Origin of the sequence: Aliivibrio sp. 1S128 (genome assembly GCF_001691065.1) — a bacterium.
Taxonomy (GTDB): Bacteria; Pseudomonadota; Gammaproteobacteria; order Enterobacterales; family Vibrionaceae; genus Aliivibrio.
In genome coordinates, this window is record NZ_MAJV01000002.1 from 96,965 (window position 1) to 111,377 (window position 14,413).

Sequence of the window (14,413 nt, forward strand, 5' to 3'; positions counted from 1 at the left end):
GCGTGTGATGAGGCTGTTTGTTTTAACTAGAGACTATACGTTTCACTAACTAAAAACTATAAGAGCATGTATGTCTGATTTGGCTAATAATATTTTTCGCTTTTGCTTTTATAGGAGCGGAGCGATCTAGTCTCTAGTCAGCGAAGCGTATAGTTTTAATACCTAATCGAATTCACAAACCATTCTTTATCTCCCTCCGGCGTTCTCACAATAGCGTCTTCATCCACTTCTTTCTTGATGAGCGCTCGCGCCATAGGAGAATCAATCGAAATATAATCATGGCGACCAAAAATTTCATCTGGGCCAACAATGCGAAAAGAGAGGGTATCGCCTTGTTCATTTTCAATCTCAACGAACGCACCGAAAAAAACTTTACCATCTTGTTGAGGGGAGTAATCGACGACCTTGACTAAATCTAAACGTTTACGTAGATAGCGCACACGGCGGTCGATTTCACGAAGGCGTTTTTTGTTGTATTGGTAATCTGCGTTTTCACTGCGATCACCTAAGCTTGCCGCCCAAGTTACCTTTTTGGTAACTTCAGGGCGTTCTTCTTTCCATAGAAACGTGAGTTCATCTTGCAGCTTATTGAAGCCTTCACGTGTGATTAAATTGGTTTTCATTATTGCTGAATTAAACTCCGAATGACGATACGCTACTAATCATAGCGAATGCCTTTTTTAATGTTTGGATCTTCCATGGTTTTAAAACGTTTATGTAGCCACATCCATTGAGGAATACAGCGAAGAATAATACGTTCAACCGCTTGGTTCATGACAGTTGCAGAACCAACAGGGTCTTTCTGCGGGAATTGGTCACTAATATCATTATCAATATGTAGGTGATAATTGTTATAGGTTCTAAATCCAGACGCGGTAACAACCGCGCAATGACTTGCGCTGATTAAAATATCAGAACCGGTCGTAGTACAAGCGTCAGGAACCGCAAAGAAAGGCACAAAGACAGATTTGTTACGGTTATAGTCGTGATCCGGCATATACCAAAGGCGTCCGCCTTTACGTAATACTCGGAGCATGCCTTTAATGTCTTTACGATCAATCATTTGATTGCCGTTATTGGTACGGCCCCAATATTGGATAAAATCATAAGCAGGGTTGTTATGTGGTCGATAAACACCATAACCAGGAGAGAAAAAGGTAAATGCACGAGCTGTTAATTCAAGATTAAGAGCGTGTACACAAATAACAAGAACACCACGACCTTCTTTTTCAAGATCAAGCATGTGTTGTTTGTTTTCAAAACTAAAATGTTTTTCAACTCGCCAATTTGGCCATACCCATGCCATTGCAGTTTCAAAAATGGCTAAGCCTGAGTTTTTGAAATTTTCAACAATGATGGCTTCACGCTCAGAAGACGACATATCAGGAAAAGCCAATTCTAAATTACGACGAGCAATATGAGCGCGTGATTTTCCCACTTTTAAGCCGAGTAAACCAAGCGCTCTTCCTAATCTATAGGTTGCTTTATAAGGCAGTAACGTCACGATTGTAAACAAAAGACCAAAGCCCAACCACACCCCCCAATATTTAGGATGTAGAAGTGCGGTGGAGAATTGAGGAGCTTGGTATTTTGACATCGTAAACCTATTTAATTAAATGGATTTATTGGATCTGAGCACTAAGTAGCGCCCAATGTTCATTGAAATTTGCTGTTGGCTGATATTTAAAATCTGATCGAACAAAACGACAGAAACTGCCTTCTACTTGACTAATTAGCTGTGCAGATAAAATGGCTTCATCAACGGGAAAAGCTTTACCTTCACGAAGCATGCGTTCACGTAGAATTTGTTTAAACTGAAGTTCAATACGTTCAAATATCTGATTAACACGGTTACGTAAGCGTTCGTTTTCAAACATCAACGCATGGCCCGTCATAATGCGAGTTAGCCCTGGATTTCGTTCAGCAAAAGCCAGAAGCAGTTTTAATAATAGCTCAATGCGCTTTAAGGTATCTTTTTCTTCTTCGATAATTCGATTGATACGAGAGAATAGAGATTCTTCAATAAATTCGATTAAACCCTCAAACATTTTCGCTTTACTTGGGAAATGACGATATAGAGCAGCTTCTGATACACCGACTTGTTTTGCTAATTTGGCAGTGGTAATTCGAGAAGCACCTTCATTTGACTCTAGCATTTCAGCTAAAGCTTGTAATATTTCATCACGACGATTTGTTTTTTTTGTTGTCGTCATTGTTGTTCCTTTGTCTTTTTTATTTTAATGGTTCTGAAACTAGAAACTAGACCGCTTTGCTCCTATTAAAGAGCAAAGCAGGTTTCCGTTTTCAGGATTCAGGGGACTTGCTCTTGCTTCTATAGTTTCTAGTTAGCGCAGCGTATAGTCTCTAGTTCTTTTCCTGAAACCTAATAATTCACTATATCAGTCATTCACGCTCTTACTAGTCTCTCAACTATTTCTAACATAATTGCTTTGCCTAATTCTGATTTTGCCGTTAACGGTAATGCTTTATCTCCACTTTTCCAATATAGGTGAAGCGCATTATTGTCGCTATTAAAACCTTGTCCCTTAATTGAGACATCATTAGCACAGATCATATCTAGATTTTTTCGCTCTAATTTAGCGCGTGAATACTTTTCAACCTCTTGAGTTTCAGCAGCAAAACCGACAGTGAATGGACGATGCTCTGTCATTGAGGCAACAGAAGCGACAATATCTGGGTTCTTAACCATGTGAATCGTCATGCCGTCTTCATTCGACGTTTTCTTTAGTTTTTGTTCTGAAACTAAACTTGGTCTGAAATCAGCTACGGCCGCACACGCAATAAAAATAGAATGTGAAGCTGAATTATTCATCACTGCACTGTGCATTTGTTCAGCGCTTTCAATGTCAATTCGTTCGACATTGTCAGGAGTAATTAAATTCACCGGGCCACTAACTAGAGTGACCTTTGCGCCCAGTTTTGCAGCGGCGTCGGCAATCGCAAAGCCCATCTTTCCTGAACTATGATTTGAGATATAACGAACGGGATCAAGGGCTTCTCGGGTTGGTCCAGCAGTAATGAGTAAAGAATGACCTTGAAGTGGTTTCTCATCATTTGTTTGAAAAAAGTCTTCACACAAATGCACTAAGTCCATTGGTTCAAGCATTCTACCCATACCAACATCACCACATGCTTGTTGGCCAGCCGCGGGACCCCAAATATGCATACCGCGACGAGAAAGAGTCGCAATGTTCTCTTGCGTGGCGATGTTCGAATACATTTGTTGATTCATTGCAGGAGAAACCGCAATGGGAGAATCAGTTGCCAGCACTAATGTCGATAATAAATCGTTTCCCATTCCCGCAGCCATACGAGCAATTAAATCGGCAGTAGCAGGCGCTATTAGTACAATATCAGCCCATTTAGCTAATTCAATGTGACCCATTGAGGCTTCTGCTGCCGGATCTAATAGACTATAAGCAACAGGGTGACCAGAAACAGCTTGCATCGTTAACGGGGTAATAAACTCTTTTGCGGCAGTTGTCATTACAACTCGAACTTCCGCTCCGCGTTCAATAAGTCGACGAGTAAGCTCTGCGCATTTATATGCTGCAATGCCACCACTAATACCAAGAAGAATTCGTTTTCCTGAGAGAGATGCCATGACACTAATAACCTTATAAGTGATTCACCGTAATGCGCTAACCATATCATAAATCTTTTTTTTAGGGATGAACTTCAATCGGGAATTCGCATGACAAGGTAAGTAAATGACGGAAAACATAATTGCAATCAAGGTTTGAACTAAGCCGAAGAGAAATGAAAGAAGAGGGCGAGTATTTTTTATTGATCATAGTCTGTATAAATATTAATCACAATATGAGTCATTATGTCTTTAATGAATTTACCAGAAGAATCTCGCCCTAGAGAAAAATTACTCGCATTAGGACCAAAATCATTAACGGATGCAGAGTTGTTAGCTATCTTTCTTAGAACAGGCATTAAAGGAATGAATGCCATTGAACTCGCAGATAAACTGTTAAAAGAGTTTGGTTCTTTAAGAAAACTCTTGGGAGCGAATGAAAATGAATTTTGCAGCCATAAAGGATTAGGTACAGCGAAATTTGCACAGTTACAAGCGGTAGTCGAAATGACGGAACGCTATTTGTTTGAAAAAATTGAAAAAGAAGATGCATTAACGAGTCCAGAGCATACCAAGCGTTATTTAACACGAATATTAAGAGATCGGCACAGAGAAGCGTTTTATGTTCTTTTTCTTGATAATCAACATCGAGTGCTTAAAGGTGAGGTCTTATTTGAAGGGACAATCGACTCAGCAGCCGTTTATCCGCGAGAAGTTGTAAAAAGATCGATAGATTATAATGCAGCCGCCATCATTTTAGCGCATAATCACCCATCTGGTGTCGCAGAGCCAAGTCAAGCTGACAGAAGGATAACAAAACGTATCTCAGATGCAGTTGAATTGGTGGATATCCGAGTCCTCGATCATTTTGTGATTGGTGATGGAGAAATTGTCTCTTTTGCCGAAAGAGGATGGATTTGAGTGTTTTTTTAAGCGATTGAGTAAAAAAAACACAAAAAACAGTAAAAATGACCCCTTTGGGTCTTGAGCAATGCGCATTCAGTTAGTATAATGCGCGACCTTTGATAGCCTTGAATTATTAATTTCATTTGAAATTTTTAGTGGTTTTTTGCCACCAAGGTGATATCGAGCTGAAACGATTTGGAGAAGACAGCAATGTCCCGAGTATGCCAAGTAACTGGTAAGCGTCCTGCAGTTGGTAACAACCGCTCACACGCAAAAAATGCCACCAAGCGTCGTTTTCTGCCGAACCTACAAACTCATCGTTTCTGGGTAGAAAGCGAAAAACGCTTCGTTAAACTTCGTCTTACCGCTAAAGGTATGCGTATCATTGATAAGAAAGGCATCGATGTCGTTCTTTCTGAAATGCGTGCTCGTGGCGAGAACGTTTAAAAGGATCTAGAAAATGGCTAAAGGCGCACGTGAGAAAATCAAGTTAGTATCAACTGCTAACACTGGTCACTTCTACACAACTGATAAGAACAAACGTAACATGCCTGGCAAAATGGAGATCAAAAAATTTGATCCTGTTGTACGTCAGCACGTTCTTTACAAAGAAGCTAAAATCAAGTAATTCCATTACTGATTGCAACTTTGATATATTGAAAACCCAGCCTTGTTGCTGGGTTTTTTTTTGCGCGAAAGAACAGGATTCAGGACGCTGCGCTGACTAGACCGCTTCGCTCCTATAAGATCAAAAGCTAGAGCAAAAATTTAGATTTATTGCGCTTGATAATAGCGTATACAAAACAGTCCCCTCCCCTTAATAAGGGGAGGGCTAGGGAGGGGTTATTGTGATGAAGGTTGAATTGAGTATCTAGTTAGCTTGATTTACACGCTGTTCGTCTTTTACCCCCTCCCAGCCTCCCCCTTATTAAGGGGGAGGAGCAAAAAGCGCTTGTCCCTGCTCTTAAAAAGGATTTAAAATGAAAAAATCATCACGCCGCAAATACAACAACATACTGATCATCTTTGTATTACTCTTCATTGGCGTCCTACAAGCCCCACAGCTAATTAAAACCTACCTACTCGAACCAGAACGACAAATAGAAACAGTAACAGGCGTACAGCCGTTATTTGAAGGTATTAATACCATTCAGAAAATGCATTTTTCAGATTATGATCTTACTTCCGATACGTCAGAGTTAGATAGCCAATTGATTGAACGTTGGTTTACTCTCGAGGGCACAGTACTGAATGAAGAGTCAGTAAAAGTACTGAAAACCAAATTACCAGCCCCAAGCACGGTAGAGGTGTGGTTAGATAATCAAGAAGAGCCGCAGCGAGTGACGATTTACCAAGCTCCGAATTTCTGGATGATGCAGAATTGGCAAGGTGAATGGATAGCGGTGAGCGCGGAAGAAGGGTATCTGTTTAGAAACTAAAGACTATACGCTTCGCTAACTAGAAACGATAAGAGCAGGAGTGAGTGGCGTGGCAATGTTTTAGGTTTCAGTTGTGTTCACTTTTTTCTTTTATAGGAGCGAAGCGGTCTAGTTAGTGCAACGTATAGTTTCTAGAACTTATTTATCAAAGGATCAAAAATGCCAGAACTACCAGAAGTAGAAACCAGCCGCTTAGGGATAACACCACACCTTCAAGGGCAAACCATCAACGCGATTACTGTGAGAACAGATAAACTGCGTTGGCCAATACCTCAAGAATTGCAACGACTCGTAGGGCAACGAATTCAATCCATTCGCCGTCGTGCTAAGTACCTGCTTATTGATACACCAAATGGTACCGCGATCATACATCTTGGCATGTCGGGTAGCTTACGGATACTTGATGAAACGATCCCGCCAGTCAAACACGATCATGTCGACCTTGTTTTAGACAACGGAAAATTACTTCGCTATAACGATCCTCGTAAATTTGGTGCTTGGTTGTATTCGGAAGTTGGACTTCAACATGCAGTTTTAACTAAGCTTGGTCCCGAGCCACTTACTGATGTATTTAATGCTGAATATCTAGAAGAAAAAGCAAAAAACAAAAAAGTCGTTGTAAAACAATTTATTATGAATAACGCGATTGTTGTTGGGGTTGGGAATATTTACGCTAGTGAATCCTTATTTATGGCGTGTATAAACCCTAAAACACCTGTTGGTGCACTTGATTCATCACAAATAACTCGTTTAGTGATAGAAATTAAAACGGTTTTAGAAACCGCGATCAAAAAAGGTGGAACAACACTAAAAGATTTTAATCAAGTTGATGGGAAACCAGGATATTTTGCACAAGAATTGCATGTATACGGACGTGCTGGGAAAGAGTGCTTAATTTGTCAGTCACTCATTCAAGAAGAAAAAATAGGACAGAGAAATACATTTTGGTGTGAAAACTGCCAACCGTTTGACCTGTAAATTATTATCAAAATACAAAATACAAAATACATAGAGAGTTAAATGAATTTTCAAGAAAATTATAAGCAACTGAGTAGAGTTATTTGGTTATCTGTTTTTATCGCAGTTACTGTACTTTTTGTTGGGCGGTTGATCTTCTTATTTAATATTGCGGATAGTGTGCAACTTGCTCAACGAAGCACAGATCTTTGGCGTGCTTTGTTTATAGGCTTTCGTTTTGATTTGAAAGTCGTGGTTATCGGTTTTGCACCGTTATTACTTATTGGTTTAATTTTTGCCGCTTTTCCAAAATGCTATCGAGTATTGGAAAAATTTTTCCATTGGTATGCAGGGCTTATTTTCTTTTTAGTCACAGGTTTTTCAATTGGTAATTATTACTATTATCTTACTTATGGTAATCATATTGATGTCTTTATCTTTGGTTTAGCTGATGATGACACCAAAGCGGTATTAGCGAATGCATGGGCTGATTATCCTATTTTCTTGTCGTTTATTAGCAGTGTGATAGTCGCTTTATTCTTTGCCATTATTGTCCGTATTGCAGTAAATAAAATGCAGCAATGGGAATGGAAACCACAACACAAAGGGCTTACGACTTTATCTGTAATTGCGATGATTTTAACCGTATTCTTTTTTGCTAGAGGCACATTAGGCTCTCATCCATTAAAACGTTATCATGCTCAAGTATCTGATTATAATGTTCTAAATAGCATGACTCCTAATGGACTCGTTGCACTTGAATGGGCGAAAAGTGATTATAAAAAGCAAAATAAATTTCATTCGGTTAGTAAAGCCCAGCTTGAAGAGCAATTCAAGAAAGTTGTAGGCAATACTACAGGTCAATTTAGAACACCCTATAATGCCTATTTAACAGAGAATAAACCTCATGTAGTCATGGTTCTAATGGAAGGCATGGGAATGAATGTATTGGTTGAAGATAATTATCCAGAAAATGATCTTTTAGGTGCATTACGACCTGCTTTTGAATCTGATTTTGTGTTTACTCGATTTTTAGCAGAAACAACCGCAACCATTAACTCGTTAGTCAATATGCTAGGTCAAAGTAACGTCCCGACTATCAGTCACTCTTCTGCACAAAAAGTACAAGTTGCAGCAGCAGCAGCTCGACCTTATAAAGAGGCGGGTTATAAAACCATTTTTATTACGGCAACTAATGGAATGTGGCGGAATGTGGCGAATTATTTACCATCTCAAGGGTTTGATGAAATTCTTGATGAAAATGCGATATTAAAAGCATATCCAGAAGCAGAAGAGTTTCGTGGAGAGTGGGGATTATCTGATGAATATACGTTTAAGTTAGCTGAGAAAGTATTAAAAGAAGCAAAACAACCATTGATGATTTATATCCTCACAATTACGAATCATACCCCTTATCAAGTACCGGCTAATTATGATGTGAAGCCATTAAAAGTCAGCGGTCAGTTACTTAATCGAATGAAAAAGGGCGAGAAAGAGGCCACTAGAATGTATGAAACTTATCAATATGCAAATAATGCATTAGGTCAGTTTGTGGCAGATATAAAAGCATCTCCATTAAGCAACTCAACATTGATAGCAGCTACTGGGGATCATAAGTTGCGAGGATTTACGATGAAATATCCTGAGGACCTTGCTGTTACTAATTCAGTGCCGTTCTATCTTTATATACCTGAAAAAATTAAAGATAAAGTAGGGTACCAATACAATAAAGACCGTGTTGGCTCTCATAAAGATATTTTTCCTACGTTATATGCTTTTAGTTTATCTAATGCTAATTATTACAGTTTAGGCGGTGCTAATTTACTAGGTATGGATTCAACACCACGATTTGGTTATCACTCAGAAATGACATATACAGATAAAGGTGTTTATTTAAATGCATACCCTGAAAAATTATACTCTTGGGTATCTGACCTTGGAGTGGATAAGGCTTTTACATCGAATGAAAAAATACATATTGGACCTGAATACCATCAATTACAGACGTTGTATATTAATGGGCAGGTAAAAGGCACAAAGTAAAACAATAAAAATAAGACCACACTCTTTGATACAGTTAAAAAGAGGTGGTCTTAATATATTTAAATAGATTTTTGATAGAGTATATTATTTAAGGAGTATCTTACTCTGTAATGCATTATGGACAGTTTTTGGAACAAAACTTTCCACACTTCCTCCATGTAGAGCCACTTCTCTCACTATCGTCGATGATAAGAATGCATACTCTTCAGAAGGCGTTAAAAATACACTTTCTAATTCAGGCATGAGTTTTCGGTACATATTAGTTAAACCGAACTCATATTCAAAATCCATTGTTGTTCGTAATCCACGAACTAATAAATTAGCCTGTTTTGCTTTTGCGAAATCTACCATTAACCCAGAAAACCCTTCAACAGAAACGTTAGATAGAGATTGAATAGAATCGCGAACTAACTCCACTCGTTCTTCAAGAGTAAATAAGGTTTTTTTACTTGGGCTAGCCGCTACTGCAACTATTATTTCATCAAACATCATCGCTGAACGTTTAATGATGTCTAGGTGACCATTAGTTATGGGATCAAAAGTACCAGGATAGATTACTCGTGTTGTCATGAAGCTTTCCTTGCGTCAATAATCGTTTGATAAACATCACGATAAAGCGACGTTGTGTATTTGATATCAAATAACGCTAATTTCTCTTGGCCACCGTTAATCAATTTATTACGTAACGGTTTGTCAGTCGCGACTTCATAGATAGCGTTAGCAAGTGCTTGTGGATTTTTTGCTTCAACTAATAGGCCTGATTCTTGATCATCAATGATATCTGGAATCCCTCCAGCATTACTGCCTATTACAGGAAGTTTTGCCCCCATAGCCTCTAAAATAACAGAACCTAAGCCCTCGCTATAAGAAGGGTGGATTAATAGATCCGCAGCTGCAAACCAATCTCCCATACGATTTTGCTTACCTAAAAAGCTTACATTATGTAAATCGTATTCTTTTACTAAGCTTTCTAGTTTCTCACGTTCAGCACCATCACCAAGTAGAGCGATATGAATATTAGAATCCATTTCTTGGAGTAATTTAGCGGCTTCAACCGTCGTTTCATGCCCTTTATGATGCAGTAAATTAGCCGCTTGAATAACTAAAAATTGATTAGTAAAACGTCGCCAAATTGTATCTACATTATCTTGTTCAACAGAATAACTGACTGGAGAACTTGGGATTTTGTAAGTAACTTGATTGGGATGACGCTCTTTAATTTTATCAACGATTTCGTTACTTAAACCAATTAAAGCTGTTGCGTTTGAGTAAGCAAGGTTTGAAAGCCATTTATTTTTTAATGGGTTATCAATTCGGCGAGTCACAATGTAAGGCACACCAAAGCGCTTAGACTGAATGAGAGCCCAGTAAATCGCACGGCCTTCATGTACATGAATAACATCACAATCTGCAGTAACCGATTTCTTATGTTGTTTTGAAAAGTGGCTAGCAAGTATTAACTTACAGTTAAGCTTTTTGATTTCGTCAACAAAAGGACTTTTAGGATTAGCTACGACGGTTAGCTGATAACCTTCTTTTAATTGACGAGTGATTAATTGTAAGGTTTGGCGTTCACCGCCACTGAAACCAGAAGCTAAATTCACATGACAAATATGCATAGTATTTACCAAACCTTATTAAAGTCTTCGTTTTCAAGAACTTTAGGATCGCGTTGATATTCAAGTAATTTAGCATATTTTAAGTAGCTATTAATTGCAGAACTTAATGCTACCGTCATGCCATCAACACCACCTAAAAACCCCCGTTGAAAAACGTACTTACGAATAAATGCATTTAAGCCATGAGTGAAAGGAGAAAAGCTATTTGCGCGTTTACCTTTCTTATACATGATCTTAGCTGCTCTACCACTGAAGTTACGACCTGGTTTTGCAAATAGTTGACCTAAGTTCTCAAAAGAATAATGAATAATATCAGCATTTATACGGTCTGGATTTTTAGCTTGCACTGACGCGTGTTGTTTCACATCAGCAAAACGTGTTTTAGTTCGATCATAAAGGCGAATACAGAAATCAGGATACCAACCACATTGTTTAATCCATCGGCTACCAATGTAATTACGACGACGGAAAGCGAATGCATCATGAGGGGTAGACGTTAAATCTAACGCTTTAATTTCCTTCACCATTTCGTCGGTTAAGCGCTCATCAGCATCTAGGCTTAACACCCAGTTATTAGTGGCGTAATCGAGTCCGACATTTTTTTGAATACCATCACCAAGATAACTCTGAGTGACTACTTTCGCACCAAGTTGCTCTGCAAGTTGAACGGTATTATCCGTGCTGTTGGAATCCACAATAATCACTTCAGAACACACTTTCTGTAGCGATTTAATGCATTCAACAATATTTTTTGATTCGTTTAGAGTAATAACAATGCCGGTGATCATAAGTGCGCCTTGTTTATTTTAATGTGATGTAATTATGATAAGTTAAGTAAGGTTTTTAAGGGAGTTTTTACCATATCGAGATTAATATCTTGCATGATATGGTCGCCTTTAACGCGAGTACTCCATTTTAACTCATCAATCGATTTACTGTGTTGTGTCGTTACGTGTTGTTCATACACACTAACGACATAAGGTAAGCTGTTATAAGGACCTGTTCGTTTGGGATTGCTGTGCCCATACAGTCCAACAACAGGAGTGCCTTGTGTGGTAGCAATATGAGCGGGTCCTGAATCAGGAGCAATTACAACCTGTGCTTTATTTAATACCGCAGTTAATTTTTTTAACGAGGTTTTACCGATTAAATTAATAATAGGTAGCAGTGTTAAAGATTCAATATTTTTACCAAGTTGTTTTTCACGCTCACTTGGTGACCCACATAATACCACTTGGTAGCCATGTTCAGTTAACCAATCTGCCAGCTGAGCATAGCGCTCGGTTATCCAATTACGCTCATCTTTACTTGCGGCAGGAGAAATCACTACATACGGCTTTTCTGTAGGAATATTTGAGATCACAAACGAAAAATCATCATCCGATAAGGGAATGTTCCATATTGGTTTGCTTTTAGGTACACCCAGATACTCAACAAAAGAATAGAAACTATCTAACACATGTGCTGAAGCGGTATCTTCAATTTTTCGATTAGTGAAAAGCCATTGGCCTTCTTTAGCACGCTTACGATTAAATCCCACTTTGTATTTAGCTTTAATTCCAGCGGTTAATACGCTCGCTCGTAGCGCTAATTGCATATGGACTAAAGCATCAAAATGTTGATCCTTTAATTGAGTCCAAATCGCTTTCATTCCTTTAAATCCCAATTTTTTATCAAAAGGGATGACTGTAATATTGGGTAAATCATGGATTAACTGCGCTTCCACTTTTCCGACAATCCAAGTGATTTTGGTACTTGGCCACTCTTTTTGAATTGCCTGAACGGCGGCTATCGCATGGCAAACATCACCAATTGCAGATAAACGCAGAATACACAGAGAATTAGGGGCAGAAGTGAATAAAGGCATAGAGATGTTAACCCAAGAAGAATGAGTTAGAATTATGCTATTAACAGTCATAAATGTAAAATGACTGAGTGAGAAAGAGACTAGAAACTATACGCGGTACTAACTAGAGACTATAAGAGCAGGATTCAGATCGCTGCGCTTGCCGAGTTCAGAGGAGCTTGCTTTTAGCTCTTATAGTTTCTAGAAGCGAAGCGGTCTAGTTAGCGCAGCGTATAATCTCTAATTATTTGATATTGGAGTCTTTGTGTGAAAAAAATCCAAACAAAAAAACAAACCATTTGGTATGACGACTCAATCCTAAGCGACTCACCAGAACAATGTTGTGATCCTGAATATTGGCAACAACAAAATAAAATCATAGGTTCAGCACAAGGGCGAGGCACTACATGGTTTGTTGCTCTTGATAAAATAGAAGCGGCATTGCGTCATTATCGCCGTGGGGGTTTATTTGGGAAACTAGTAGAAGATCATTACATATTCACAGGCTGGGAAAAAACACGCAGTTATCAAGAGTTTCAATTATTGAATACATTAATTGAGGCTGGCGTTAATGTACCAAAGCCAATTGCAGCGAAAGCAGTAAAGCGAACGTTTTGCTATCAAGCTGATTTATTAAGCGAAAAAATACCTAATGCGCGTGATCTTGTTGCTATTTTGCAAGAAAGACCATTATCACAAGATATGTATCAAAAGATCGGTCGTGAGATTAGAAAAATGCATGCAGCTCAAGTAAATCATACCGATTTAAATATCCATAATATTTTGATTGATGATAAAGAGAATGTCTGGATTATTGATTTTGATAAATGTCATCAGCAAAAAGGCGATGATTGGAAGCAAGGCAACTGGGATAGATTGAAACGTTCATTTTTAAAAGAAGTGAATAAAAGAAATATTCATTGGAGCGGAGATGAATGGGACTATTTAAATTAAATAGGCCCATTATCGTATGGCTATCGTTTCAATTGAGCTAAAGCTAATGCGCTAACCTTATCGACAGTGATCGAATTAATACATTTATCTTCTTCATTTGGTGCAACAGCCCAAGAATTTTCATGTGAATAAAACCATTCACTCATTGTACTGTATGGTGATGCCTCTTTGTTTTTCCATCCCCATAATGTAATTAATGGAACGGTTAGCATCTGGAAAATATGGGTAGGACCACAATCATTCGCGATAGATAATTTTGAGGATAGAGCCAGTTCAATCAATTCTGATACCGTAGGGCAATGATGAATTTTTGTTGGAACATTCGCAATTTTACTTGGAATACTTTCTTCATAATGTTTCTCATCAGGCCCAAGAACCCAATTTATTACGGATAGTTTAGGGTAGTGTGTAGCAATTTGTTCAGCAGTAGCCAGATAATGAGTTAGATCCCATCGTTTATAGTCACCAGCCCCACCACCAGGAAGTAAGGTTAATCCCTCGCCTTCTTTTCGAGTGTTAGCATCAACTAAAGACTTAATAATGTTAGGTGCGTAATTCTGACCTCTAACGGTATTCAGTAAAGTTAGGTGGCTATTTGCTATATATTGAAAACCTTTGTTTATATGAAGATAGTGTAGGTAGCAGTACTTATGTAACTTGTTACTACTATGACCAAATGATTGCTTAATATTACTTAACTTTATAGCTGCATGTACTTTATCTGAGCCTGAATATAAATTATATACAGCATCATATTTATGGGCTTTAAGTTCATTAACTAAACGAAAAAAACTGAATTTTTTATAGTTTATAATTGAAGAAACAGCATCAACAGCATGTAACACTTTGCTTTGTTCGAACTTTGACCATATTTCAATGTTTGCTTCAGGGTATTCAGCTTTTAATGCGCAGAAAAAAGGTAATTGAGTTAGAATGTTACCAAAGTGTGGTCTACTTGGAACAAAGACCGCTATTTTCATTATGCTTTTCCTTTTATTTACACATATAAATCAACTCGATATTATATAACGTTTCCAATATTTAC

At 38.2% G+C, this 14,413-nt stretch carries 16 protein-coding genes; 7 read left to right on the plus strand and 9 right to left on the minus strand.

Annotated features, from left to right (window positions below; translation table 11 throughout):
- Positions 1–155: 155 nt before the first annotated feature.
- The 4 genes from greB to coaBC all read right to left on the minus strand — a co-directional run bounded on the left by greB (position 156) and on the right by coaBC (position 3,625).
- Positions 156–623 carry a transcription elongation factor GreB gene (gene greB / locus A6E03_RS01290; RefSeq protein WP_065600010.1) on the minus strand — a complete coding sequence of 156 codons (468 nt, stop codon included), beginning with the start codon at positions 621–623 and terminating at the stop codon, positions 156–158.
- Positions 624–658: 35 nt separating this feature from the next.
- Entirely contained in the window at positions 659–1,597 is a 939-nt protein-coding gene (locus A6E03_RS01295; protein ID WP_065594446.1) for a Kdo(2)-lipid IV(A) acyltransferase, read from the minus strand.
- 25 nt (positions 1,598–1,622) lie between these two features.
- Positions 1,623–2,213, minus strand: coding sequence for a nucleoid occlusion factor SlmA (gene slmA / locus A6E03_RS01300; protein WP_065594445.1), 591 nt, complete (start codon positions 2,211–2,213; stop codon positions 1,623–1,625).
- A 194-nt stretch (positions 2,214–2,407) separates the two neighbouring features.
- The gene (gene coaBC, locus A6E03_RS01305) at positions 2,408–3,625 is read right to left on the minus strand and encodes a bifunctional phosphopantothenoylcysteine decarboxylase/phosphopantothenate--cysteine ligase CoaBC (protein ID WP_065594444.1); all 1,218 of its coding nucleotides are present in this window, start codon (positions 3,623–3,625) and stop codon (positions 2,408–2,410) included.
- 225 nt (positions 3,626–3,850) lie between these two features.
- Between coaBC and radC the strand changes: the two genes are divergently transcribed.
- From radC to A6E03_RS01335, 6 genes are all read left to right on the plus strand, one after another.
- The gene (gene radC, locus A6E03_RS01310; protein ID WP_065594443.1) at positions 3,851–4,525 is read left to right on the plus strand and encodes a DNA repair protein RadC; all 675 of its coding nucleotides are present in this window, start codon (positions 3,851–3,853) and stop codon (positions 4,523–4,525) included.
- Between the two features lie 195 nt (positions 4,526–4,720).
- On the plus strand, positions 4,721–4,957 hold the full coding sequence (gene rpmB / locus A6E03_RS01315; protein WP_012549069.1) for a 50S ribosomal protein L28: 237 nt from the start codon (positions 4,721–4,723) through the stop codon (positions 4,955–4,957).
- A gap of 13 nt (positions 4,958–4,970) precedes the next feature.
- Positions 4,971–5,138 (plus strand): 50S ribosomal protein L33, encoded by a 168-nt coding sequence (gene rpmG, locus A6E03_RS01320; protein ID WP_012549068.1) that lies wholly within the window; start codon positions 4,971–4,973, stop codon positions 5,136–5,138.
- A 352-nt stretch (positions 5,139–5,490) separates the two neighbouring features.
- Positions 5,491–5,949 (plus strand): hypothetical protein, encoded by a 459-nt coding sequence (locus tag A6E03_RS01325; protein WP_065600011.1) that lies wholly within the window; start codon positions 5,491–5,493, stop codon positions 5,947–5,949.
- Between the two features lie 159 nt (positions 5,950–6,108).
- On the plus strand, positions 6,109–6,927 hold the full coding sequence (gene mutM, locus A6E03_RS01330) for a bifunctional DNA-formamidopyrimidine glycosylase/DNA-(apurinic or apyrimidinic site) lyase (RefSeq protein WP_065594441.1): 819 nt from the start codon (positions 6,109–6,111) through the stop codon (positions 6,925–6,927).
- A 42-nt stretch (positions 6,928–6,969) separates the two neighbouring features.
- Entirely contained in the window at positions 6,970–8,949 is a 1,980-nt protein-coding gene (locus A6E03_RS01335) for an LTA synthase family protein (RefSeq protein ID WP_065594440.1), read from the plus strand.
- An 84-nt stretch (positions 8,950–9,033) separates the two neighbouring features.
- Here A6E03_RS01335 and coaD read toward each other — a convergent pair whose 3' ends face one another.
- Genes coaD through A6E03_RS01355 form a run of 4 tightly spaced genes read right to left on the minus strand, consistent with a single transcriptional unit; the run spans position 9,034 to position 12,435 of the window.
- Entirely contained in the window at positions 9,034–9,519 is a 486-nt protein-coding gene (gene coaD, locus A6E03_RS01340) for a pantetheine-phosphate adenylyltransferase (protein WP_065594439.1), read from the minus strand.
- A complete protein-coding gene (locus tag A6E03_RS01345; RefSeq protein ID WP_065594438.1) occupies positions 9,516–10,568 on the minus strand; it encodes a glycosyltransferase family 4 protein in 1,053 nt (350 codons plus the stop codon). The genes coaD and A6E03_RS01345 overlap by 4 nt, the downstream gene beginning before the upstream one ends.
- Positions 10,569–10,573: 5 nt before the next feature.
- Positions 10,574–11,356, minus strand: coding sequence for a glycosyltransferase family 2 protein (locus A6E03_RS01350; protein WP_065600012.1), 783 nt, complete (start codon positions 11,354–11,356; stop codon positions 10,574–10,576).
- Between the two features lie 32 nt (positions 11,357–11,388).
- Positions 11,389–12,435: a glycosyltransferase family 9 protein gene (locus A6E03_RS01355; RefSeq protein WP_065594436.1), complete on the minus strand. Its 1,047-nt coding sequence runs from the start codon at positions 12,433–12,435 to the stop codon at positions 11,389–11,391.
- 246 nt (positions 12,436–12,681) lie between these two features.
- Between A6E03_RS01355 and A6E03_RS01360 the strand changes: the two genes are divergently transcribed.
- Positions 12,682–13,368: a 3-deoxy-D-manno-octulosonic acid kinase gene (locus A6E03_RS01360; RefSeq protein ID WP_065594435.1), complete on the plus strand. Its 687-nt coding sequence runs from the start codon at positions 12,682–12,684 to the stop codon at positions 13,366–13,368.
- A gap of 20 nt (positions 13,369–13,388) precedes the next feature.
- Here the strand turns inward: A6E03_RS01360 and A6E03_RS01365 are convergent, their stop codons facing one another.
- Positions 13,389–14,348, minus strand: a complete 960-nt coding sequence (locus A6E03_RS01365) for a glycosyltransferase family 9 protein (RefSeq protein ID WP_065600013.1) — start codon at positions 14,346–14,348, stop codon at positions 13,389–13,391.
- Between the last annotated feature and the right edge of the window lie 65 nt (positions 14,349–14,413).